Source organism: Pseudanabaena mucicola FACHB-723, assembly GCF_014696385.1.
Lineage (GTDB): Bacteria > Cyanobacteriota > Cyanobacteriia > Pseudanabaenales > Pseudanabaenaceae > Pseudanabaena.
The window spans coordinates 23,802-46,176 of record NZ_JACJQB010000015.1 but is presented as its reverse complement, the minus strand read 5'-3'; the positions used below and the strand labels follow the sequence as shown (position 1 = coordinate 46,176).

Genomic DNA, 22,375 nt, shown 5'->3' with positions numbered 1-22,375 from the left:
ACCGCTACGCGGTTACACAAGCTTTATTTTAAATACTGCACAATTTTTTCAAACATTTCAACAAGCGCCGTTTTACCATTGTCACGTAAGAAAATATCAAAGTTGGGATGGGAATTTGCCTCGATTAACCAAAAAACCCCCTGATCATCCACGGCAATATCCAAGCCAACATAGGCAATATCAGTCATCTGCTCGAAAATTGGGCGTATAAATTCATCAATAGCAGTAATAATTTTGCGATCGCAGACCTGTTTTGCGATCGCACCTTGCCAATGTAAAGGACTCAGGTTGCCCGTAAACTCAGCCTGCGAAAAATCCTTGTCATACAGCAATACCTGTTGCTGATCAAGACAGACACAACGATATTCTTTAACAATATTGATTGACTTTTGGGCTAGTACAACATAGTCATAATTTTTAGAATTAACATTAAAAACTGTCTCTAAAGCATTCTGAATCTGTTGCCGATCAAAGCATCGAAATACATTATTGCCGCCTGAACCCCGATTGCGTTTAACAATCACGGGAAAGCTTAATTCTTTCTCTATTTCTGCAATGATTTGCTCAATGGTCGAAAATTGCAAATACTCCTGATATTTCTGATCGCAATAAGGCGATACAAAAGAAATTGTCGTCGGCATATTAATTACACCATGGAAAATCTGATAGAAATATTGCTTGTCTTTAAATATTTCCGCAATAGATTGTGGTGTTAATGGAGTCGAGTAGTTAGTAAAATAATATTCACGATCGTCAATTTTAATTTTGACCAAATTTTGGTTGGGATGCACAATCTCGTAGTCAACGTTCAGATTTTGACAAGCCTCTAGCAGCATTTTGATATTTGTCAGCATAAATACAAGGTTTCATTTGTTTTTATTAAATTCAAGCCAGCCATGTGACGGGAATCACATGTAATCGCTGAGCATATACAGCACCATAGTTAGCAACTCTACTCACACACCTAAACACCGATCAAGATGATCAGTGATACTCATATATAGATAGACCAACATGATCGCAACCATCTTGCAGTTATTAAAAACTAATGGATTTATTCCCCATGGTCATTGCTACCTATGGCAGACGAATTTGGTGGGATTACATGTTTTCGCCGATGGATTCATTGCTTTAGCATATTTTTCGATCCCAATCATGTTGATCTACTTTGTAAGCAAGCGTCAAGACGCTCAGGCATTCAAAAAAGTATCGTGGCTATTTGGGGCATTTATTACTGCCTGTGGGATCACGCATATCATGGAAATCTGGACGCTATGGTATCCCGTCTACTGGATATCAGGCATCCTCAAAGCCATGACTGCTTTGATTTCGATCTACACTGCCTTTGAATTATTAACACTGATTCCTACGGCACTAGCAATGCCTAGCTCAGAGCAGTTAATGCAAGCCAATCAGGCTCTAGAAAAAGAGATTAGCGAACGGCGCAACACCGAAATTGCTCTTAGAGACAGTGAAAAACTCTATCAGAATCTTGTCGTTGAGTTAGAGGAACGAGTCAACCTTCGCACAGCGGAACTATCTCAACAAAATGAAGCCTTGGCAATTGCGAAACAAGATGCAGAACTAGCCAATCAAGCCAAAGGTAGATTTGTGGCAATGATGAGCCATGAGATTCGCACACCCATGAATGGAATCATTGGTATGACTAAGTTGTTGTTAGAGACAAAGCTAACGGAACAGCAGCGAAATTTTGCCGAGATTGTCAGTAGCAGTGGTGAAAGTCTTTTGAATATTCTTAACGATGTGCTTGACTTTTCTAAAATCGAATCTGGCAAATTAGCATTAGAAAACCATCCCTTTGTTTTATCAAATTGTATTGAAGATGTATTCAGTTTATTGAATGTCAAAGCGGCGGAGAAGGAGATTGCACTGGGTTACAAGATTGACTTGGCAGTTCCCGAACTCATCGTGAGTGACATTACTCGACTCAGGCAAGTTTTAGTCAATCTAATTGGGAACTCTATTAAATTCACAGATATGGGTGGAGTCTCATTGAACGTCAGTGTACTAAGCACATCTGATCAAGATCCTCATTCAAATGCTCCAAATGATCCAACAGACATCAAGTATGAACTTCTCTTCTCTATTAGTGACTCAGGCATTGGCATCCCCAAAGAGAGGATATCCCAATTATTTCAAGCCTTTACTCAAGTTGATTCCTCCACAACTCGTAACTATGGTGGCACAGGCTTAGGGCTATCCATTTGTAAGCAACTAACCACCATGATGAATGGTCAAATATGGGTAGAAAGCAATGGCGCAATTGGTGGAAATCCTGCATCACATTGGTTAGCCCAGTCACACTACCAAAAAAACATCAACGGTGCAACATTCTACTTCACTATTTTCGTATCAACTATTTCTATTACTGAGTTTCAAAAGTTTCAACCAACGATTAACTTAGAAGATCATGAATTTTTTCCTCAAAATTTAGCTCAGCAATTTCCATTAAAAATCCTAGTCGCAGAAGATAATTTAGTTAATCAACAACTGATGATTCTGTTCCTAGAGCAACTCGGCTATAGCTGTGAAGTGGTTAGCAATGGCTTAGAAGTCCTTGAATCTTTGCAACATGAGCATTATGACCTCATTTTGATGGATATCCAAATGCCAAAAATGGATGGTCTGGAAACAACATCACAAATTCGCAAACTAGAAAAAAACTCAGCGAAACATACTAAAATCATCGCAGTCACGGCTAGTGCGATGGTAAGCGATCGCAAAAAAATGTTGGCAGCAGGGATGGATGACTATATCTCTAAGCCAATTCGCGTTAATCAGTTAGCTCAAGCTCTAGTAGATTTACCTATGGCAGCACCTGATATGTCAGAACCCATTATTCCAGATGCAAACGTGAACACAGTTGTTTTTGATGTCAATGTGTTTGATCATCTTGCCAAAATGATTGGCTCTAGCGACAAGTCCCCTACGGTTACCTATTTAATTGATTCTTATTTAGAAGAGTTACCGAAATTTAGAGACATCGTTCTGAATGGCTTTACAAATCAGGATGCTGATGCGCTCAAGGTCGGTAGTCATTCTCTCAAGGCATCTAGTGCTTCGATTGGAGCGATGAAGCTATCAAATATGTGTAAGTTATTGGAAAAACAAGCAATGCAAGGGGAGGTTAACTTTGCCTCCGTTGAGTTTTCTAGACTGGGTGATGAATTTCAGCAAGAATGCGATCGCGTAAAAGTTGCCCTAGAAGACCAAAAACGTCGGCTTCTAGAAATCGCCAATGCCAGTAATTGAAAAAGGGAGGTCGCTAGGCGACCTCCCTTTTTGGGCTTAAGGTAAAGATTAAGCGCGGACTTCAGCAAAGATTTTATTGAGAATATCTTGAGCGCCCTTAGATTTGAGATCTTCAGCCAGATCTGCACCGATAGTCTCAGGACTGCCCAAATCGCCAGTCACGGCACCTTGTACTAGCGTTTGACCGTCAAGGCTTGCCACAATACCTTTGAGTGTTAGCTTATTACCGTCAATCGAGGTATGCACACCGATCGGCACTTGACAGCCGCCTTCGAGTTCACGCAAGAAGGCACGCTCTGCCAAACAACGCTGAGTGGTGGGGTAATGAATAATTGGCGCAAACAAAGCCAAAATATCAGGATCTTCAGCGCGGCATTCGATCCCCAATGCGCCCTGCCCCACGGCATGGAGAGAGATTTCTGAGTCAATCACCTCATGGACACGATCACCCATACCCAAGCGGCGCAAACCTGCGGCGGCCAGAATTAGCGCGTCATATTCACCTGCATCAAGCTTTTGCAAACGAGTATTAAGGTTGCCACGTACATCTTTAAAGGTGAGGTGAGGATAGTAATGACGCAATTGGGCTAGGCGGCGCAAAGACGATGTACCGACCACTGTGCCTGATGGCAAAGTTGCCAGAGTCTTATCCTTTAATTTTTCATGAACAACTAAAGCATCGGCGGGATCTTCGCGCTCAGTAATTGCCCCAAGGATTAGCCCCTCTGGTAAGTTGGTTGGTAAATCTTTGAGACTATGTACTGCAAGGTCAGATTCCTTGGTCAGCATTGATACTTCTAATTCTTTTGTAAATAAGCCCTTATCACCAATTTTGGCGAGAGCCACGTCAAGGATTTTATCGCCCTGTGTACTCATGGTGACAACATCAAACTGGCGATCGGGGTGTGCTTTACTAAGTTCCGCTTGTACCCAATGCGTTTGTACCAGTGCTAGCTGACTTTTGCGAGAACTAATGCGAACTGTTGAGGATGTAACCATAGGGCAAACTAAATAATAAAAATAAAATTTAAAGGAATTTAGGGGTAAAGCAAAGCGCTTCCCCTACTGAACTAAAAGCACTATTTCTTATTCAAACAGGTTTTGAGGCTATTTCACTGCGATCGCAAATTTATAAAGTGTAAAGAATTCTTACCTAAGTGTTGGATGTGGGGGGCAATTCATGAATTGCCTCCCACATCTCGTTCTTTGGCGGAAGCCCTGTACTATTTACGGACTGCTTCAAATAGGCGGGAGAAATAAAACGAGGTAGCTGTAAATTCTTTGCGCTTGATCGTGAAACCTAGCCTTTCAAGCACACGGCGCACATCAGATTCTTTATGAAGATAGGCGCGAGTAGCTTTGCTAGGGCCCGGAACCATATCACCGACCTTCTTCATCATCACGTAGTAAGGATTTTTGGGGGCAAAGCTAAGGATGAGTCGAGATTTGGCAAGGGAAGCAAGGTGAGCGATCATTTCTTCCGATTCGCGATCGGGGTAGTGAATCAGGACATCAAGACAAACTACCGTATCATATGACCCCGACAAAGAGGCTAAATCTTTGACCTCAAATACAGGGTTTTCAGGATCAGTGGCGCGTTCTTTACCTTCACCCACCATCTTTTCAGAAATGTCACTGGCATATACCTTTGCGCCCATTGCAGCGAGGGGAATGCTCAAACTACCCGTGCCACAACCTGCATCACAGACAGTATGCCCGATCGCGTTTTTGTCATTTTTAAACCAGTCCAATACATAATCCACGGTTTGTTGATGCCCAGTCCGAATATCGCGCTGCACTCGGTTGACATCACCCTCACCATAAATCCGCCGCCAGCGATCAAATCCAGTGGAATTAAAATAATCGCGAACTATTTCTTTATCTTTAGGGGATGCTGTACTTGAGGTCTTGTTAAGCGCTTGATTAGCCATGATTGTGAAGAAAGCTTACAAAAAAGCTGAGTAAATTAATAGTTTTGTTACAGGTGATGATTTTAACGCAGAACGCATAGGCGACGTGATGCAATGCCTATACTTTCTGGGTTTTGTACTAAACTAAAGTCAACTGCCCAAAAATTTTGCTATGCAACTCAATCGCATCATTGCGCTCGTTTTAGTCGCCGTTTGCTTTGTCTCTGCCACCTTTGGTATTCAGCGTCGCCAAATGGATGAGGCACTCGATCTCAAGAAAGTTCTCGATCGCAATCGTCTGGAATTAGTCGCCTTAGATGGCGCAATCACAGGTGCGCGTGGTTCGGGTTCTAGTGCCATGTCTGTACGTGATCGCCTGCGAGAACTAATCGATGATGAATCGGTAAAAGGAGTATTGCTATCCATCAATAGCCCCGGCGGAACTGTCGGCGCAAGTAAAGAGCTATACGAAGCCGTCAAGGATTTGGCTGCGAAAAAACCTGTCGTGGTGAGTATGCTCGATCAGGCAACTAGTGGTGGTTACTATGCAGCGAGTGCTGCGACCAAAATTTATGCCAATGCGGGATCGCTCACTGGCAGTATTGGCGTGATTTTGAATGGATTTAATGCTAAAGAATTATTAGATCGTTTGGGGATTCAGCCTCAAACTATTAAAACTGGTCCTTATAAAGATATTTTCTCGTCCTTTCGTGAGCTAGGTGAGCCAGAGCGACAATTACTACAGGAATTGCTGCAAAGCACCTATCAAGAATTTATTAGTGATGTAGCTAAGGGGCGCAAGCTAGACTTGGAGGTAGTCCGAAAATTGGCAGACGGCAGGATCTATACAGGAAAGCAAGCTCAAGCCAATAAGTTGGTGGATGCCATCGGAACGCTCGATCAAGCCGTAGCAGATTTGCGATCGCTATCTAGAAAGCAGTTCAATTTACCTGAAGATCAAGAATTACCGCTCCGCAAGTCGCCAGCATCCTTCGAGCGATTGATCGATCAATTATTTAGCCAAACCAGTGTGAATATCGCTTTACCCTTTATTGCAAGAGCATTTGATATTGCGGGTACTGACAAGCTGAATGCGATCGCAGATCAATTTAGTTCAAAGTTAGCAGGGCAGGGAATGCAAGCAGGGAATTACGATCCGCCAATTTTACTGATGCCCAGTTGGGTGAATTAAAAAAGAGGGACAGTGCAAAGCACTGTCCCTCTTTTTTATTGTTGAGGTTTAGCCAATTTTTGTTTGACCTTGGAAATTATGCCACTAGCGATCGCACCTGCCATGACAATACCTAGCACGGGTTGAATTAATGGCTCCCATAGTTGTCGCCATAGCTCTAGACCCAAATTGATTTTTAAGCTTTCACCACCGAGAGCTACTAGTAACCATGCAAAAAAGAAAAATACTAAGAACAAATTGAACATCAAAAATTTGTTCGTCCAACGTCCGATCGTTTCCATAGCTAAGAAGTAATATTTTTTAGTGCTAAAGCAATCGGGGTAACGTTGCCGTCACCCCGATTGCTTATATCGTTTTGGTTTTATAAACAGACTGAAAAGTTTTTTATAAGTTTTTTAATTAATTTTAAACCTATGTAAAACCTATTTGAATCCGACTGCGGCTTGCCATACAAAGGCGAGAAGCAAGAAGAATACAGGGATAACAGGAAGAACGTTTACCAGTGGGTCGAAAATTCTGTACGCTTCAGGTAACGTTGCGATCAATAAGCCAAGTTGCATTATAAAGTAAACCTCCTTCAAGAGCTAGAATGAATTTTACCACGTCAAAGAAGCCATTCTTTTTCAGAAAATTTTTTATCGACGGTCTTAATTAACGGGTTTACCAGAAGGTTTATTTATGGCGATCGCAAATTATACCAAGCTCCTCAATGCAAAGCTTTGGCAAAGCACCCAACTTTTCAAGAAATTTTCACAAACTCTCCAGATCGGCGGATTGGCACTGCTACTCTGCGTTTGTACCTTTGCCTTTAGCGCTCCTGCATGGGCAACGGTCCAAATCAAGCTGACGCAACTTACCTATGAAAAATGTACTGGTGATGCTGGTAAAAATATGGTGCTAGGTGGCGGGGTAATGTCGGCTAAGTGCTATATGGTCAAAGGCTTAGCCAATAACCCATCGGGTAAGGTTGTCTACAATGCCGATATTTTTGGGCGCATTTATGATGCCAATGGTAACGATGCGATGCCTGAGCGCACCAGACTGGGTTCTGTAGATGAAATTCCTGCGGGTAAGAGCGAGATTCAACTGATGGTTGCCATCCCTGCGGAACAGCCTGAACCTCTCGAACTCAAACAATTTAAGGCTTCAGGATTTGCGGGTAAGGTCAGACGTTAATAGTTTAATGTGCCAAGACACGCAGGGCAAAACTTGACCGCGATCGCGATCGCGCTAAGATGTAATACCAAAACACAAAGTAGCTATGCCATTTTGTGTTTTTAAAACCCTGACTGGGTTTGGTTTTTAATTCACAAAATTGTTGACACATTTTCGTGAATTGGTATAAGACGGTCAGTATGGCAAAATTTAAGTTTCAAGTTCTCTGAATCGATACAAAAAATATGGCTGTTAAAGTTCTCATTCCCACCCCTTTGCAACAATTGACCAATAACCAAGCCACCGTAGAATGTGCTGGCGCTTCGGTTAAAGAAATCATTGAATCCCTTGAAGCAAATTGTCCTGGCATCAAAGCTCGCATTTGTGACGACCAAGGCAATCTCCGCCGCTTTGTTAATTTTTATGTGAATAGCGAAGATATTCGTTTTCTTGACGGGGCAAATACTCCTCTTAATGATGGCGATGAGGTCAGCATTATTCCTGCGATCGCAGGTGGCTAAAGTCTAAAAAAAGGGATGCTGAGCATCCCTTTTTTTATTTGGTTTATAAATTAAGCATTGCGATCGCAGTTTGCAAGAGCCAAATCATAGATTGGGTTTTCTCAAGATTTCCTTTGCCTTTGTTGCCCCAATTTTGTAGCCAGTCGCCTAGACCACTGAGTGAATTGTTGAACCACTGCCCAACTTGAGCAAAGATTTGTTGTGGTCCAATACCCGTTAATACTTGGATTGCAAAAATTACAGCAACTATTAGAAATGCAGTTTTAAAGCTAGCTTTGATCACACTCAACAACCACCACAGCAGCAGTAAGGAGACGATCAGTGCGCCGATTACTAGAGGCAAATTCATAGAGTTTTTCCAATCTCATCTCAAGTTCAAAGAGTTTACAGCGCTTTGCGCTTAATTAAAACCTAGAAATATTTTTGAAAGCGGCGCTTCGCGCCGCTTTCAAAAATATTTCTGCATTACTCGAAGCCTCCATAGGCTGTATTTAGATTCTGACATGGAAATAGCTCGTAATCATGGAGCCAACTTTACAACTATATCGAGCTAATTTAGATATCACTGCCGTTGATGGCGAACGATTTTGGCAGTGGCTCTCAGCAGATGAACAGAAAAGGGCTAATCGATTTAAACGTGAACTGCTCAAGCGTAATTTTGTCGCAGCAAGGGGGAATTTGCGAGAAATTTTGGCACAGCATCTAAGCTGTGAGCCACAGGATCTACAATTTAGTTATGGCGATCGAGGCAAACCTCATTTAAAAAATTCGCCAATTCATTTTAATTTAGCCCATTCACAGGATTTGGCAATCTATGCTGTATCTTGCGATCGCGAGTTGGGGATTGACTTGGAATATCTCAATTTGCGATGTGATGTGGAAGAGATTGCCAATCGCTATTTTGTGAACGCCGAGAAACAAATCATCAGAGATTTAGCCGATCAGCCTGATCAACAATATTTAGCTTTTTATCGGGCATGGACACTCAAAGAAGCCTATGGCAAAGCCACAGGTCAGGGGATTGCTAATCTCCTTGATCGTGTTGATGTCTCACCTTTATTGCAGAGACCTATGGGCGAGGTGTGGCAAATTGACGGTTGGCAGCTCAAGTTATTAAGTACCGAATTGAGCTTAGATGCGAACTATGCGGCGGCGCTTTGTATCAGAGCTTAATTTGACTGCTACGCGAGCAGATTAAGTCTCTAGATTACGCGATCGCAAAATTTTGCCTGCCAACATCGCTGCCCCAAAGCCATTGTCAATATTGACTACTCCCACCCCCGTGGCGCAGGAATTGAGCATGGTCAACAGGGGCGCAAGTCCATTAAAACTAGCACCATAACCGATGCTAGTAGGGACTGCCACGATCGGGCAGTCGGCTAAACCTGCGACCACACTGGCTAAAGCTCCCTCCATCCCTGCCACGACAATAATCACCTCCGCATCAGCGATTGTCTCGCGGTGACTAAGCAAACGATGAATCCCTGCTACGCCAACATCCCACAGTCTTTTGACCTGAAATCCGCAGAGTTCACCAGTAACTGCCGCTTCCTCGGCGATCGGTAAGTCGGCAGTACCTGCGGTGAGAATGGTAATTGTGCCTTGCTTTTGCATGGTGGACTCGCCTAGACAACAAATTTTTGCGATCGGGAAATATCGCAAGCCTCGCAATGCTGGCTGAATTTCAGCATAGACAGACTCAGAGATCTTGGTTGCCATTACTAAGGGATTTTTCGATTCCATTACCCGCATGATTTGGATAATTTGTTCGGGAGTCTTGCCCAAACCAAAAATTACCTCTGGAAAACCTGTCCGCAGGGTGCGATGGTGATCAATTTTGGCAAAGTCGCCCACGGTTTCGTAGTGGAGATATTTGAGTTTTTCTAAAGCGATTTCTGGGCTAAGCTCCCCCTTGGCGACATGATCCAGAATTTGCTTTAAGTTGTCTTGCATAGAATTGAGGCAATTGGGGCAATGCTAAAAATGACAGGATTTTATACCGTTCTAAAAATGGCTAAGCCATTTTTAGAACGATTAGGGGCTAGATTCAAACTTTGGCACGAATGGGAATCTGCACTTCTCGACGCTTTAATAGTGAAGGTGTATAGGGAGAATCGTAGAGAAATTCCCTTGGTTCACCTGCAATTTCATATTCTGGATGCTCAGCCAGCCATTGCTTAAGCTTGGCAACATCGCTCTGAAAGCGATCGTACCCATAGGCTCCCTGCACACCTAAACTCACAGCTAACATCGGCGCATGATCTTCCACTTGAATATCTTGGGCGATTTGCTGCGGATTGATGGCGTTGTTGTTATATAGAAAAGAAACTTTTGCCTTGCCGCTTTGGACGGGTTGATCGATTGCAGTCATGGGATAGCGAGCTTCCACGGGTGAAGTCATGGAAATATTGTTACTGCTAATATGGCGAAATAGCGGATTAAAGGCATAGCTAGTGGCTTCGCTGAGGTTCCCTTCATAGGTATATGTACCAGAGCGATAGGCTGGATATTGCTTAACTTCGATGATGTTATGGGCAGTGGGCGCAGGAAATCCGACGGGTAGGGGAGCAGACATGACTTTGTTTACCGCATATAAGGCAAAGGGAATTGCGATCGCACCAAAAATGAGCAGCACAGTAGAGAGTTTCATAACTCAATTGTAATCGCTATACCAAAGTGGGTCGCGTCGCGTTACAAACCAGATTTGCCAGAGATGTAAGTAGAGGCAATTCATGAATTGCCTCTACTTACATCTCTGGCTGTTAAGAATATTGTTGGCGTAATGCTGCGAACTGTTTCATGGCTGCACCACTGGCAAGCAAATCTTGAGCATGGGCGATCGCAGGGGCAATTTCGCGATGCACGCCATAGATCCATAGATAAAAGCCGCAATTCCACAACACGGAATTTAAATATTCCGAAGGCTCATTGTTGAGGGCAGAGATGATCTTGGTGGCGACATCGGTGGCATTAGCAATCACAGGATCTTCGGGACTAAAGCCATAGTCACGGGCATTCAAAATCAATCTCTCAAAATGCTCACCGTGATTGATGCCGATAATAGCTGTGCGCGATCGCGGTAAATCCACACTACCTTCCCAACCCTTGACCGTCACAAATTCCTTAATTCCATGCTGTTTAAAGGCTTCCCGAATATTAGTCTCGGTGGGTGGATGGACAAACCCTGACACAATCAATTGCTTACCTTGATAGGGTGACCACATTAGCTCTAGGGTGGCAAAGGGGGGGCGCTTGCCGATCTGATCGCGATAGGGAACGATGCTTTGGGCTAAAGGGAAATGCTGCGGTAAATAGACAAAGCCAAAATTATGTTGCTCTAGACTCTCTTTTACCTGCGCAATGGTCAGATTTGCGAAATTTAAACCTAAAGCTTGCCAAATTTCGATAAATGGCAATCCTTCTTTAGTGGGCATCCGATCGCCACCATGCATCAATACAGGGATATCTGCAGCGGCTAAAACCATGGCGGTGACAGGGCTAACGGGCGCAGTTTTAGATCTGCCGTCATAGGGCGATCCCAGCACTAGCACCTGTAGATCATTTGCGATCGCATCGACCTTTGCCCCCAGTTTTTGATAGGCATCAAGCATTCCCGCCAGTTCCTCACTGGTGGGACGTTTAATCCGATGGGCAATCATAAATGCTCCAATCTGAGCAGGAGTCGCAATTCCTTGCAACATCATCTTTGTGGCTGTTTCTGCCTCTTGGCGCGTCAAGCTTTTGCTGGTATGTGTTCCACTCCCCACTTTACGCAAAAATTCGCGAAACTCGTTACTCATCACTTTAGGTTGAATTTTATGCAAAAGTCGGTTCAAACTGAATTATAGTTCAGAAGGCTTACTGACCCCATGTTTCTGCCTAAATTACGCTTTTGACATTAGCGAGATCAACCTTTTGGATCAATTGCGCCGCTAGCTTACAAAAATATTGAATAGGTGGAATCTGAATGCGATCGCTAGTTGTGACAAGCACAATCTCGCGGGTCAAGGTTGGATCGTTCAGCGATCGCACCGTTAAGTTAGGGTCAGTTACCAACTCCGTTAAAAAAGTTTCAGGCAAGAGGGCAATTAAACTACCTTGCTTGACGATGCCCCGAAAAGCTTCGAGGGAATTGAGTTCGAGAACAGCATTTAAACAAATACCTTGGCGATTGAACTGATCTTGAACAAGGCGCTGCAATCCATAGCCATCCTTAAATACAGCCTGTGGGCAATGGTGCAAATCTCGCCATGTGATGTGCTCTTTTTTACTGAGAGGATGATTTGCAGGCATTAATATCTGAATCCTCTCGTCGTATAGCCTTTCAATTACCATTTCCGAACTCGCTGCCAGAAAGGGATTATTCATGACGATCGCAATATCGATTAAGCCATCCTTTAGCACCTTCAGAGCGCGATCGCTCCCTAAGGTGGTCACTCGCAATTGTACCTTGGGGTAATTTTTGGCAAAGGCTTGCAAAACTGGCGGCAACTGATAGGCACAAGCGGACGGAATCCCTGCGACACAAAGCTCGGTTTGTTTACCTGCTTGTAGATCAATTAATTCTTGCTCTGCCATTGACCAAAGTTGGCAGATTTTCTTGGCATGGGGCAACAGGCGATCGCCCCCTAACGTGAGTTTGGCATTACCTTGGCGATGAAACAGTGAGATACCGACAGTTGCCTCCAAAGATTGTACCTGCCGGCTGATCGTTGATTGACTAACCCCACATTTTTGCGCCGCCTGTTGAAAGTTTCCTGTTTCTGCGACCGCCAAAAATGCCTGTAATTGTTCCAAACGCATGAAAAATTAATGATAGCTATAACTAGAATCATTAAGCAACGTCTAGGAGTTGAGAAAAGTAGCTTTGGTAACTAACACCAAAATTGCCGTGATATTGTCATGACCATTCAATTGATTGCCTAACTCAATTAACTTTTCCATGCCAACTTCTACATCAATCTCTCCATTTAAAATCGGTAATAAATGCGATCGCCAATTATCCTCTACAACATTGCGATCACATAAACCATCAGAACATAGTAAAAACAAAGTTGGCTCAGTTAGCTTGAGATATTGAATATCAGGATTGATGTAATCAAGGGAATGCGGGCCTAAAGCTTGGGTAAGTTGATGGGAATCAACTCTCGTCATTGCCGAAATGAAGTCAATGCCCTGATCGAGCAGTTGATTACAAACTTCATGATCGCGGGTGATTTGGACTATTTCTGGAACGGTACTATTGGTCACTTTATAAATGCGGCTATCCCCAACATGGGCAATCACCACTTCGTGATTGTGAAGGGCAAGCATCACCAGTGTTGTTCCCATTCTGCCGACAGATTGGTTATGCTTGATTTCATTTTGCTCAAAGATGGCTTGATTCGCATTACCAATAATTTCGCGGAGTTTATTCTCTCCAGGCAAGGTATCCACCCAAAAGGGAAGAAATTGTTCTTGAATTGATTTCACGGCGATCGCACTTGCTTCTTCACCGCCCTCATGACCACCCATGCCATCACACAGCACAAATAAACCATGCTGACTGCGATCGCAGTTTTGCTCTTTACGCTGTGTAGTCCGACTTTGGAAGATCGCCACAAAATCATCCTCATTTTGCTCACGCTGTACGCCCACATCAGTTTTGGCGGCATAACTGATCTCAAAACACAATGGAGAATCAACAGTCGCAGCAGATAATGCTTCTGATTTTAAAGGAATATCCTCACTAGTTTCTACTTTAGGAATTCCTTCTTCCGCAGTTACTTTTAAAGATGCTGATTCTATTTCCTCAACCTGAATCCTAGTCTCTGGGGTTGTCTGTATATTTGTGGTAACTGCCAATGGCGATGCATCTATTTCCGAATTAATAGTCAGATCTTCAGAAATATTTACAGGGCTATCGCCCCCAATTTTACTGCCACAAAATTGACAAAACTTATAGCCATCTGGGTTTACAGCTTGACAACTAGGACAAATGCTCATGACTATTGCTATGGTTGAAAGAATAATCTCAATGCGTCTAAGTAGTTCAGCATAGGTGAAACCCAGATCTTGTATTGCCTGTGTAGCGAGCGACACAAGCTTCTAGATTTTGAATTTACTCATGCCTATCTGCTTAGTTCATAATAAAAAGGAAGAATTAAGGTAATTGCACCCATGCTCGATTCTACCAGACTCAATCCCGCCGAAGAGATCGTCCTTGGACGTGACTTTATGACACTTTCGCAACATGTTCTCTCACAGGTGGGAACATTTTCGCCCGCAGCCTATGACTTGAGTGCATTGATGGGGCGGATTGGCTTGGCTGGTAAAACGATCGCTCGTCACCTCAGCCGTGCAGGGCTAGTCGAAAATGTGTTGGGGGTAACGGGTGAGGTCAATGTCCAAGGGGAAGCAGTCAAAAACATGGATCGCTACGCCAATCGAGTTTTTCTGCGAGCCTTTGAGCAAAGTGGTTTAGTTTGTCGGCTGGCTTCCGAAGAAATGGAAAAGCCCTATTACATTCCCGAAAATTGCCCCATTGGGCGTTATACCTTGCTCTATGACCCTATTGATGGCTCTAGCAATATTGACGTAAATTTAGCGATCGGTTCTATCTTCTCAATCCGTCAGCAAGAAGGGAATGATGAATCGGGCGAAGCTTTGGATCTACTACAGGCAGGACGCAAGCAAATTGGGGCTGGCTATATTCTCTATGGCACAAGCACGATGCTAGTCTATTCGCTAGGCAAGGGCGTACATGCGTTTACCCTTGACCCTAGTATTGGTGAATTTATTCTCTCTCAAGAGAATATCCATATGCCCACTAAAGGTTCTATTTATAGTGTCAATGAAGGCAACTTTTGGCAATGGCAAGAACCCATGCGTGAATATGTGCGCCATATGCATAGCCAAGCAGGCAATACGGCTCGTTATTCGGGCGCTTTAGTTGCCGATATCCATCGGATTCTATTTCAGGGTGGTATATTTCTCTATCCTGGTACAGTTGGTCATGAAGATGGAAAGTTACGTTTACTGTACGAGTCTGCTCCCTTAGCATTTCTAATTGAACAAGCAGGTGGTCGTGCGACCACAGGCACTCAAGAGATTCTTGATGTAATTCCAGATCGGCTGCATACGCGCACACCGTTAATTATTGGTAGTGTGGAGAATGTGAAGGAAGTTGAGTCTTTTTTAATCTAGAGGGTTGAACTTTCGCTAAACGAGAAGTAAGTGGCGGCGCGATGCGCCGCCACTTACTTCTATAATTACTGCTTGTGAAATGGGTTAAGCTTCTGCCAAAATCCTGTTTTGCTAGACTGTGAGGCATCGGACTTGGATTGTCGATCATCAATCTTGAAATCAATCAGCAATACAACTCTGGTTTGTTCGCCGCGATTCCAAGCTTCATGCTCAGTTGTATCATCAAAAACTAAGCACTTGCCCTCTTGCCAATTGCGAATTTCATCGCCAACACGCAAACTGCATCCATCACAACCAATCAAACCCAAATGGCAGCGCAATACACCATCAGGATAGCCAGTATGAGGGGAAATATGAGTTCCCGGCACTAGTGAAGAAAAACCCGCTGTGACCATATTGGGAATTTGTTCCACTAATTTGGTAGTTTCTGGACAGAGTTTACAGTTTTTACCAAGTTTCATGCCAAAAGCATATAGCCCAAAAGTTTGCCATCCCTTGCCATACAGATGTTTCTCTGGCCAATCCAGAAAATCATCACGACCAAGCTGCTCCAATTCTTGTCTAATGACTTGCCAATTTGCCTCTAATGACTGCGTAAATGGGTAATCTTCAGAATTCTTATACATAGATTACTTACCACCAAATCCCCATTGCCTAAGTGTGCGAGATACTAAAATTTTGATGGAATTCAAAATAGTTTTGAGAATCTCGTAGGGACTACCGACACGACTCAAAACTTTGACTGAAAAAACTACCCATTCCCAACCACGACCAATTTCAACTAAGAGAGAAGATTTTTGATCTTGGGAATTAGGCTCAGAATCAGAATTAGGATCTTTAGTGTGCATATTTTGGCTGAGATATTTGCCTATATGTTGTGGTATCGCTAAGTTTACTACCGCAAACTTACGAAGTGCAGATAATAAATATAGCAGTTCTAAATCATTTGTAGATTTTTAGGTTTGTGGAAGCGCTGCCCTTCGGGCAGTGTTTTCCCAAATCATTTAACAATACTTAATGAGCTAATTATTCGTATTTACGGGGTGTGTAAACACGGACGCGATCGCAAATTTTTAAAGTCTTGGTTTTACTAGAACCAACAATAATTACCGTCTGCATATCGGCGAGTTCAGGCTTTAGCTCAGCTAAAGTAATTACCTGCACATTTTCACCTTTGCGACCCATCCGATGCCCTAAGATTACTGGCGTTTCAGGAGATCGCCACTTCAATAACGTCTCCTTGGCAGCTAGAAGTTGCCATTTGCGCTGGGTGGAAATGGGATTGTATATTGCGATCGCAAAATCAGCTTGAGCCGCCGCATCTAATCTTTGAATAATTACTTCCCAAGGTTTGAGAATATCGGATAGGGAGATCAGACAGAAATCGTGCCCAATGGGCGCACCAATGGCGGCGGCGGCAGCTTGAACTGCGGAGATGCCAGGGGCAACATGGATATCGAGTTGATTCCATTCAGGATTGCGATCATGATCAAGAACTTCAAATACGGCGGCCGCCATGCCGTAAATCCCTGCATCCCCTGAAGACACAATCACCACGGATTTTCCTTGCGTAGCTAGCTCCAAAGCATGACGAGCGCGGTCTAGTTCCACCCGATTATCCGAGGCATGGACAGTCTTTCCCTTGGTATATGCTTTTACTAGATTCACATAGGTTTTATAGCCCACAAAGTCCGTCGCATCTTCAAGAATCGCTTTCACTTCGGGAGACATCCATTTTGCGGCTCCTGGTCCTGTGCCAATGATCGAGAGTTTGCCTGTGGGGGTTACTTCTGGAATAGAAGTAATTTGATTAACTTGATAGATTAAACATTGAGAACTAAGTCTATTTGCGATTGCAGTGCCATCGACATCTCCATTAATTATTTCAATGCAGTGGCTCGCATGATCAGCAAAAGGAAGATTACTTTCGCTGAGCCAAGATATATCAGTTGGTAAATTACTAACTAACCGCACGGATGCCCCTGCTAATAAATCCGCTAAAAATGTCTTTGCCTGTTGGTCATCATTAAGCAAGCGATAGCCAGAGGGTGGCGATAGCAATGTCGTTTGAAATCTTAAATCCCCAGTAGTTGTAATCGCTGCCTGCACTTGCAACGCTGTCGCAATCTTCCTTGCCATGACATTTGCCCCATTCAGTCCACCCAATAGCGGCACAACGGCGCTACCATCTTCTGCGATCGCAATTACAGGTGGCTCAGCCCGCTTATCTGAAAGTAATGGTGCAAGCGCCCGAATCATAATCCCTGCGGCACAGATGCCAATCAGGGTATGTCCTTGGCTAAAAAGTTCGGCAATGGTTTCGCCAAACTGGTCATAGTACAGATCCGCAGATTGGCAACGCCTAGCCAGTCCATAAATTAGCGCGTCGGGGAGGCTTGCTTGGATTTGCTTTGCGATCGCAATACTTGTTTCTCCTAAGATGATGATGGCAGGCGGTTTCATGACAAATTTTGATGACAGTAAACTTAGACTACAGCCTATTGCGGCTTAAAGTGGCATGGAGAAATTTGGTATTGCAGACCAAAGTACGAATCAGGAAGAAGTATAGATAAAGCCTCTGTTCACACCAGATCACATGATTTACAGACTCAATAGTTCAAAATACGCATAGAACGAAATCCTTACCTGTCCGCAAAAATTTTTAAGGCGGATATTGTCGATCTTGTATCTACAACTACCTTTATCCGATAAAATGAAAAACGCTAAAAAGTTTTTGGTTATAAACAGAGATTAATTAAATGAGTACCTTTGAGCAAGTTCAAGAGATCGTTGCATCACAATTAGGCGTTGATAAAGCCGAAGTTAAGCCTGAGGCTAGCTTTGCTAACGACCTTGGCGCTGACTCCCTCGATACTGTCGAGCTAGTTATGGCTCTAGAAGAAAAGTTCGGCGTTGAAATCCCCGACGAAGACGCAGAAAAGATCTCTACAGTTCAGAATGCAGTTGATTACATTGACAGCAAGCAAGCTGCTTAAGTAATTGTTTGAAAGTAAAGCTTTGTTGCTCTGCGACAGAGCTTTACCATTTATGAAATTTTTGACATATTGACTCCAAACGAAATGCAAAATCCTCAGCCCCTCTCTCGCGTCGTTGTCACTGGACTAGGTGCAATCACACCGATCGGTAACACGGTCGAAGAATACTGGCAAGGTCTAGTTGATGGCAAAAACGGGATTACCGAAATTACTCGCTTCGATACAACCGATCATGAATGCCGTGTGGGTGGAGAAGTCAAGGACTTTGACCCACTAGCCTTTATTCCCGCCAAGGAAGCACGCAGAATGGATCGATTTTCTCAATTTGGTGTATGTGCCAGTATCCAAGCATTGCGTGACGCAAATCTAGAAATTACGCCAGCTAATGCTGCTCAAATTGGCGTTCTGCTCGGTACGGGGATTGGTGGCTTGCAAGTGCTAGAAGATCAGCACGAAATTATTCGCACCAAGGGACCAAGCCGTTGCAGTCCCTTCATGATCCCAATGATGATCGGCAATATGGCAGCAGGTTTGACTGCCATTCACACTGGCGCACAGGGACCTAACTCCTGCACAGTCACAGCTTGCGCGGCTGGCTCCAATGCGATCGGGGATGCATTTCGTTTAGTCCAAAGTGGCTTTGCCCAAGCAATGATTTGTGGTGGTACTGAGGCGGCAATCACCCCCCTTGGTTTTGCGGGATTTGCCTCAGCCCGTGCCATGTCTCGTCGCAATGATGACCCTGCCCATGCCTCACGCCCCTTTGATAAGGATCGCGATGGTTTTGTGATGGGTGAAGGCGCAGGGATTTTAATTCTTGAAAATCTTGACCATGCTCTAGCGCGGGGAGCAAAAATCTATGCGGAAATTGTTGGTTATGGCTGCACCTGCGATGCTTACCATATGACATCGCCTTCGCCCGATGGTGAGGGTGCAGTACGAGCCATGTCTTTAGCTCTCAAGGATGGCGATGTCACCCCTGATATGGTGGACTATATCAATGCTCACGGCACAAGTACCGCCGCTAACGACAAGACTGAGACTAAGGCAATCAAGCAAGTTTTGGGAGATCATGCCTATAAAGTTGCAGTTAGCTCTACTAAGTCCATGACTGGTCACCTATTGGGCGGCTCGGGTGGCATTGAGGCTGTAGCAACCGTTTTGGCAGTCAAAAACAACATTGCGCCGCCAACCATGAACTTAGAAAATCCTGATCCTGAATGCGATCTGGATTATGTGCCGAACCAGTCTCGTCCAATGACTATCAATGTGGCGACTTCTAATTCCTTTGGTTTTGGTGGTCACAATGTGACTTTGGTTTTCAAGAAATACCAAGCATAATTACATCTCTACAAAAAACTTCAAAAGCTCGGCAAAGCCGAGCTTTTGAAGTTTCTTATGCTTGCATAGTAAAATATTAAGAAGTTAGCGCATTGGTACGAAGTCATAACCCACGCCTGAGCGTTCACCTTTGCTAACTTTTACCAAAATTGCAGGATTTGCCCGATCGCCTGATGGTTGGAAGGCAATTTTCCCTGCTGCTCCCTCTAGCTCAAAACCATTGCTAGATAGGGTTTGTTGCAAGCCCACGCGACTATCGTTTTTACGCAATCCTCCTGCGATCGCAAAAGTGGCATCATAGCTGGTAGCAGTACGCCAGTTCACATCACCACCCCAGAGTTTCACCGCATTACTCGCAAAGGGATTGTCCACAAAAAAGTCTGGATGCCAAGGCACAGTTAACACCATATCTGCGATCGCAGATTGTCCTAATTGCAAAGTTTTAAAAGTATATAAAGTTGAGTCTCCCAGCAATAACAAACGATTTCTGGCAATGATTGCGACTTCAATCCCTTTTTCGATTTTTTCGACACCGGGGGATAGCAAAAGAGCATCCACACGATCATTCAGCATCTCGTTAATTACCTTGTCCGCATTAAAAGTAGGACTGGACAGATCACAGTCGATGCGACTGATTTTTGCACCATCGGCAAATACTGCCGCCGTAAAGTCTTCCTTGAGAGACTGACTAGCCTTAGCCGTAGAATTCAGACAAATACCAATATTTTTTTTGTTTTGCCGTTTCACCGCATATTGTGACAGCGCATCGGCTTGAAATCGCACACTGGGAACTGTGCGAAATACATAGCTACCAATGCCTGAAAGCTCTTTGGCAATGCTCGTTGATGACATCATCACCAATCCCCCTGCTTGATATATGGGGGCCGCCGCAATTGAAACTTCACTAGAGTTATGCCCAATCACCGCGAGGATACTTTGGTCTTGGACTAGGGCTTGAGCAACTTTTGTGCCAATGTCAATTTTATTATCATCATTGACGATCGCAATTTTCAGAGGTGCGCCATTTATACCACCCTGATCATTAATCTCCGTTTGTGCCTGTGCCACCCCACGCAAAATCTCCTTAGCCACATTGACATTGCCACCAATAGGAACACTGACGGCGATTTTGACAGCTTTTTGATCGCCGATTTTGGCATTGTTCAGATAAATTAGCGCTTCAGGGTCACTCCGTTGCTTAGTTAGAGAGGCTTGCCATTGCAAAATTGCTGCGCCATAGTCCTTGTTGGCAATTGCGGCGATTGCCTTTTCCTTTTCAGGATTTACCTCCGCTTTAATCAGTATTTTCTCGCCCTCACTACTGCGATTTGCCATGAAGTTTGGCTCATTCAATATGGCTACAGGATTACTGATCGTAGTTAGAGATGTGTTCTTAGTAAAAAACAAAATACCCACACCTGCCAAGCCACCACAAATCACTAAAGTCAGTGCTAGCACCAATACTTCTTTTTTGTTGTTTGCCATATTTATTCTTCTGTAACCATTAAAAGACCATTTTCTATCATTTTTGGGGTTTATAAATATGTAAAAACAAGGATTGACGGGCGCTAAACCCATGATATTAAGAGCATTACCGATGATTTATGGCAATATTAGCTGCGATCGTAAATTGTTTTTTGTCAGAAAATGTTGGCAAAAAATAACTGACTTTTTCTGTTACAAGAAGTTGCCTGTTATTGTCTTGATTAAAATCGTAAAATCTTAAAAAAATTGTCAGCAAAAACAATTTTAGTTTAAGTCAAAAATATATGACAAACCCTGAGAACCTTGCTATTAAATGTTTTTGAGGTTTACATATATACAAATATATACAATTACCAGAGATAACAAGTTTAAATAAACTGTGCTACTTTAGCTGTGTCAACAGGAGCGACCTCGAAAACATTTTGTTTTCATGTTTTGTTCTTATGTTGACAACCAATGTTGATGTTGGGATTTCCCCTCAAACTTTGGGCGAGTCTAACGGATGGGTGTTGAGTAATTGCAATCTTAGTCAAGGATTTTAGTCATTGATCTGAGCAGTAAGCTGGGACAAGTATTAGTAAATGTGTTGAGTACAAACTGTTTGTTTGCCTAATTAAATGGAGATTTGATTAGGGAGTTCCCACTTATGAGTCAAAATTTAAAATCAAGACTGAAAATCCAAATTTAAAATAAAAATATTTTTGACTCGCTAATAGTTTGAAAGGATATCTCACCAAACACAATTAATTAGTGAAATGTGAGGATAACAATGAATATTGAAGACGCACTCAATATTGTCGATTCTGTTTTGGCTGACAAGAGCCTCAGCACAATTCAAGAAGCAATCTTTCGCTATACTTGGGAAGGTAGTACCTATTCTGAGATTGCAGATAAGGCTGGCTATGATGCTGCTTATATCAGAGATGTGGGCTACAAACTATGGCAATTACTATCAGATGCCTTCGGTGATCGAGTCACTAAAAACAACTTACAGGTGGTCTTGCGCCGCTATAGCAATCGTATATTAAATACAACAACAAATTCTCCAGTTGCTAATAGCTCCCAGATAGTCAATGCCGCGACTCCCAGCTTATCTACTCCTGTAGATTCCTTCGGTCAAGAAATTAGTAATGGGGCTTCTAAACTGTTGCAATTGCTATCACGGGTTTTAAATGAACCAATTGGCGATCGCTATTTACAACAGATTCATGATTCCAATACTGACTCTTCTTTAAAACTAACAATTACCGTCAATTTGAGCATGGCAGACTAATAAAAAAGGGTTAGCGCTTAGAAGGCGCTAACCCTTTTTTACTG

24 protein-coding genes are annotated in these 22,375 nt (G+C 43.4%); 9 read left to right on the top strand and 15 right to left on the bottom strand.

Translation table 11 applies throughout. The features are described from left to right. Positions 1–23 precede the first annotated feature (23 nt). Entirely contained in the window at positions 24–854 is an 831-nt protein-coding gene (locus tag H6F41_RS09525) for an ATP-grasp domain-containing protein (protein WP_190403245.1), read from the bottom strand. A 160-nt stretch (positions 855–1,014) separates the two neighbouring features. Between H6F41_RS09525 and H6F41_RS09520 the strand changes: the two genes are divergently transcribed. Then, positions 1,015–3,273, top strand: a complete 2,259-nt coding sequence (locus tag H6F41_RS09520) for a response regulator (RefSeq protein WP_190403244.1) — start codon at positions 1,015–1,017, stop codon at positions 3,271–3,273. Between the two features lie 48 nt (positions 3,274–3,321). Here H6F41_RS09520 and hemC read toward each other — a convergent pair whose 3' ends face one another. Then, a complete protein-coding gene (hemC, locus tag H6F41_RS09515; RefSeq protein ID WP_190403243.1) occupies positions 3,322–4,272 on the bottom strand; it encodes a hydroxymethylbilane synthase in 951 nt (316 codons plus the stop codon). Between the two features lie 224 nt (positions 4,273–4,496). Beyond that, positions 4,497–5,204 (bottom strand): magnesium protoporphyrin IX methyltransferase, encoded by a 708-nt coding sequence (gene bchM / locus H6F41_RS09510; protein WP_190403242.1) that lies wholly within the window; start codon positions 5,202–5,204, stop codon positions 4,497–4,499. Between the two features lie 151 nt (positions 5,205–5,355). Here bchM and sppA point away from each other — a divergent pair, with 151 nt between their 5' ends. Then, positions 5,356–6,375, top strand: a complete 1,020-nt coding sequence (gene sppA, locus H6F41_RS09505) for a signal peptide peptidase SppA (RefSeq protein ID WP_190403241.1) — start codon at positions 5,356–5,358, stop codon at positions 6,373–6,375. A 35-nt stretch (positions 6,376–6,410) separates the two neighbouring features. Here the strand turns inward: sppA and H6F41_RS09500 are convergent, their stop codons facing one another. Further along, on the bottom strand, positions 6,411–6,656 hold the full coding sequence (locus tag H6F41_RS09500) for a hypothetical protein (protein ID WP_190403240.1): 246 nt from the start codon (positions 6,654–6,656) through the stop codon (positions 6,411–6,413). A 141-nt stretch (positions 6,657–6,797) separates the two neighbouring features. Continuing rightward, complete coding sequence (locus H6F41_RS09495; protein ID WP_175357294.1) at positions 6,798–6,935, bottom strand: photosystem II reaction center protein K; 138 nt, start codon at positions 6,933–6,935, stop codon at positions 6,798–6,800. A 118-nt stretch (positions 6,936–7,053) separates the two neighbouring features. Here H6F41_RS09495 and H6F41_RS09490 point away from each other — a divergent pair, with 118 nt between their 5' ends. Both H6F41_RS09490 and H6F41_RS09485 read left to right on the top strand, forming a co-directional pair. Then, positions 7,054–7,551 carry a hypothetical protein gene (locus H6F41_RS09490; RefSeq protein ID WP_242022992.1) on the top strand — a complete coding sequence of 166 codons (498 nt, stop codon included), beginning with the start codon at positions 7,054–7,056 and terminating at the stop codon, positions 7,549–7,551. A gap of 224 nt (positions 7,552–7,775) precedes the next feature. Continuing rightward, positions 7,776–8,051, top strand: coding sequence for a MoaD/ThiS family protein (locus H6F41_RS09485; protein WP_190403239.1), 276 nt, complete (start codon positions 7,776–7,778; stop codon positions 8,049–8,051). Positions 8,052–8,094: 43 nt separating this feature from the next. Here H6F41_RS09485 and H6F41_RS09480 read toward each other — a convergent pair whose 3' ends face one another. Beyond that, complete coding sequence (locus tag H6F41_RS09480) at positions 8,095–8,400, bottom strand: hypothetical protein (protein ID WP_190403238.1); 306 nt, start codon at positions 8,398–8,400, stop codon at positions 8,095–8,097. Between the two features lie 173 nt (positions 8,401–8,573). Here H6F41_RS09480 and H6F41_RS09475 point away from each other — a divergent pair, with 173 nt between their 5' ends. Next, positions 8,574–9,224 carry a 4'-phosphopantetheinyl transferase family protein gene (locus H6F41_RS09475; protein WP_190403237.1) on the top strand — a complete coding sequence of 217 codons (651 nt, stop codon included), beginning with the start codon at positions 8,574–8,576 and terminating at the stop codon, positions 9,222–9,224. 21 nt (positions 9,225–9,245) lie between these two features. Here H6F41_RS09475 and larB read toward each other — a convergent pair whose 3' ends face one another. The 5 genes from larB to H6F41_RS09450 all read right to left on the bottom strand — a co-directional run bounded on the left by larB (position 9,246) and on the right by H6F41_RS09450 (position 14,132). Continuing rightward, positions 9,246–10,004: a nickel pincer cofactor biosynthesis protein LarB gene (gene larB / locus H6F41_RS09470; protein ID WP_190403236.1), complete on the bottom strand. Its 759-nt coding sequence runs from the start codon at positions 10,002–10,004 to the stop codon at positions 9,246–9,248. A 94-nt stretch (positions 10,005–10,098) separates the two neighbouring features. Beyond that, positions 10,099–10,701 carry a heme-binding protein gene (locus H6F41_RS09465; protein WP_190403235.1) on the bottom strand — a complete coding sequence of 201 codons (603 nt, stop codon included), beginning with the start codon at positions 10,699–10,701 and terminating at the stop codon, positions 10,099–10,101. Positions 10,702–10,813: 112 nt separating this feature from the next. Then, positions 10,814–11,851, bottom strand: coding sequence for an anthranilate phosphoribosyltransferase family protein (locus H6F41_RS09460; RefSeq protein ID WP_190403234.1), 1,038 nt, complete (start codon positions 11,849–11,851; stop codon positions 10,814–10,816). A gap of 79 nt (positions 11,852–11,930) precedes the next feature. Further along, positions 11,931–12,854, bottom strand: a complete 924-nt coding sequence (locus H6F41_RS09455; RefSeq protein WP_190403233.1) for a LysR family transcriptional regulator — start codon at positions 12,852–12,854, stop codon at positions 11,931–11,933. Between the two features lie 42 nt (positions 12,855–12,896). Continuing rightward, positions 12,897–14,132 carry a protein phosphatase 2C domain-containing protein gene (locus H6F41_RS09450; protein WP_190403232.1) on the bottom strand — a complete coding sequence of 412 codons (1,236 nt, stop codon included), beginning with the start codon at positions 14,130–14,132 and terminating at the stop codon, positions 12,897–12,899. 78 nt (positions 14,133–14,210) lie between these two features. On the opposite strand from H6F41_RS09450, the gene fbp reads away from it, so the two are divergent. Further along, entirely contained in the window at positions 14,211–15,236 is a 1,026-nt protein-coding gene (fbp, locus tag H6F41_RS09445; protein WP_190403231.1) for a class 1 fructose-bisphosphatase, read from the top strand. Positions 15,237–15,301: 65 nt separating this feature from the next. Here the strand turns inward: fbp and H6F41_RS09440 are convergent, their stop codons facing one another. The 3 genes from H6F41_RS09440 to cobJ form a co-directional block, all read right to left on the bottom strand. After that, the gene (locus H6F41_RS09440) at positions 15,302–15,862 is read right to left on the bottom strand and encodes an aspartyl/asparaginyl beta-hydroxylase domain-containing protein (RefSeq protein ID WP_190403230.1); all 561 of its coding nucleotides are present in this window, start codon (positions 15,860–15,862) and stop codon (positions 15,302–15,304) included. 3 nt (positions 15,863–15,865) lie between these two features. Continuing rightward, the gene (locus H6F41_RS09435; RefSeq protein WP_190403229.1) at positions 15,866–16,084 is read right to left on the bottom strand and encodes a hypothetical protein; all 219 of its coding nucleotides are present in this window, start codon (positions 16,082–16,084) and stop codon (positions 15,866–15,868) included. 178 nt (positions 16,085–16,262) lie between these two features. Further along, complete coding sequence (cobJ, locus tag H6F41_RS09430) at positions 16,263–17,699, bottom strand: precorrin-3B C(17)-methyltransferase (protein WP_190403228.1); 1,437 nt, start codon at positions 17,697–17,699, stop codon at positions 16,263–16,265. A 296-nt stretch (positions 17,700–17,995) separates the two neighbouring features. On the opposite strand from cobJ, the gene acpP reads away from it, so the two are divergent. Continuing rightward, positions 17,996–18,232: an acyl carrier protein gene (gene acpP / locus H6F41_RS09425; protein ID WP_190403227.1), complete on the top strand. Its 237-nt coding sequence runs from the start codon at positions 17,996–17,998 to the stop codon at positions 18,230–18,232. Positions 18,233–18,316: 84 nt separating this feature from the next. Next, complete coding sequence (fabF, locus tag H6F41_RS09420; RefSeq protein ID WP_190403226.1) at positions 18,317–19,573, top strand: beta-ketoacyl-ACP synthase II; 1,257 nt, start codon at positions 18,317–18,319, stop codon at positions 19,571–19,573. Positions 19,574–19,657: 84 nt separating this feature from the next. Here fabF and H6F41_RS09415 read toward each other — a convergent pair whose 3' ends face one another. Next, positions 19,658–21,058: an ABC transporter substrate-binding protein gene (locus H6F41_RS09415; RefSeq protein WP_190403225.1), complete on the bottom strand. Its 1,401-nt coding sequence runs from the start codon at positions 21,056–21,058 to the stop codon at positions 19,658–19,660. 769 nt (positions 21,059–21,827) lie between these two features. Between H6F41_RS09415 and H6F41_RS09410 the strand changes: the two genes are divergently transcribed. Further along, on the top strand, positions 21,828–22,331 hold the full coding sequence (locus H6F41_RS09410; RefSeq protein ID WP_190403224.1) for a hypothetical protein: 504 nt from the start codon (positions 21,828–21,830) through the stop codon (positions 22,329–22,331). Positions 22,332–22,375 lie beyond the last annotated feature (44 nt).

Bases quoted from the DNA above. Each gene is read 5' to 3' on its own strand.
- H6F41_RS09525 (WP_190403245.1), bottom strand. From the start codon at position 854: ATGCTGACAAATATCAAAATGCTGCTAGAGGCTTGTCAAAATCTGAAC.
- H6F41_RS09520 (WP_190403244.1), top strand. From the start codon at position 1,015: ATGATCGCAACCATCTTGCAGTTATTAAAAACTAATGGATTTATTCCC.
- hemC (WP_190403243.1), bottom strand. From the start codon at position 4,272: ATGGTTACATCCTCAACAGTTCGCATTAGTTCTCGCAAAAGTCAGCTA.
- bchM (WP_190403242.1), bottom strand. From the start codon at position 5,204: ATGGCTAATCAAGCGCTTAACAAGACCTCAAGTACAGCATCCCCTAAA.
- sppA (WP_190403241.1), top strand. From the start codon at position 5,356: ATGCAACTCAATCGCATCATTGCGCTCGTTTTAGTCGCCGTTTGCTTT.
- H6F41_RS09500 (WP_190403240.1), bottom strand. From the start codon at position 6,656: ATGGAAACGATCGGACGTTGGACGAACAAATTTTTGATGTTCAATTTG.
- H6F41_RS09495 (WP_175357294.1), bottom strand. From the start codon at position 6,935: ATGCAACTTGGCTTATTGATCGCAACGTTACCTGAAGCGTACAGAATT.
- H6F41_RS09490 (WP_242022992.1), top strand. From the start codon at position 7,054: ATGGCGATCGCAAATTATACCAAGCTCCTCAATGCAAAGCTTTGGCAA.
- H6F41_RS09485 (WP_190403239.1), top strand. From the start codon at position 7,776: ATGGCTGTTAAAGTTCTCATTCCCACCCCTTTGCAACAATTGACCAAT.
- H6F41_RS09480 (WP_190403238.1), bottom strand. From the start codon at position 8,400: ATGAATTTGCCTCTAGTAATCGGCGCACTGATCGTCTCCTTACTGCTG.
- H6F41_RS09475 (WP_190403237.1), top strand. From the start codon at position 8,574: ATGGAGCCAACTTTACAACTATATCGAGCTAATTTAGATATCACTGCC.
- larB (WP_190403236.1), bottom strand. From the start codon at position 10,004: ATGCAAGACAACTTAAAGCAAATTCTGGATCATGTCGCCAAGGGGGAG.
- H6F41_RS09465 (WP_190403235.1), bottom strand. From the start codon at position 10,701: ATGAAACTCTCTACTGTGCTGCTCATTTTTGGTGCGATCGCAATTCCC.
- H6F41_RS09460 (WP_190403234.1), bottom strand. From the start codon at position 11,851: ATGAGTAACGAGTTTCGCGAATTTTTGCGTAAAGTGGGGAGTGGAACA.
- H6F41_RS09455 (WP_190403233.1), bottom strand. From the start codon at position 12,854: ATGCGTTTGGAACAATTACAGGCATTTTTGGCGGTCGCAGAAACAGGA.
- fbp (WP_190403231.1), top strand. From the start codon at position 14,211: ATGCTCGATTCTACCAGACTCAATCCCGCCGAAGAGATCGTCCTTGGA.
- H6F41_RS09440 (WP_190403230.1), bottom strand. From the start codon at position 15,862: ATGTATAAGAATTCTGAAGATTACCCATTTACGCAGTCATTAGAGGCA.
- H6F41_RS09435 (WP_190403229.1), bottom strand. From the start codon at position 16,084: ATGCACACTAAAGATCCTAATTCTGATTCTGAGCCTAATTCCCAAGAT.
- cobJ (WP_190403228.1), bottom strand. From the start codon at position 17,699: ATGAAACCGCCTGCCATCATCATCTTAGGAGAAACAAGTATTGCGATC.
- acpP (WP_190403227.1), top strand. From the start codon at position 17,996: ATGAGTACCTTTGAGCAAGTTCAAGAGATCGTTGCATCACAATTAGGC.
- fabF (WP_190403226.1), top strand. From the start codon at position 18,317: ATGCAAAATCCTCAGCCCCTCTCTCGCGTCGTTGTCACTGGACTAGGT.
- H6F41_RS09415 (WP_190403225.1), bottom strand. From the start codon at position 21,058: ATGGCAAACAACAAAAAAGAAGTATTGGTGCTAGCACTGACTTTAGTG.
- H6F41_RS09410 (WP_190403224.1), top strand. From the start codon at position 21,828: ATGAATATTGAAGACGCACTCAATATTGTCGATTCTGTTTTGGCTGAC.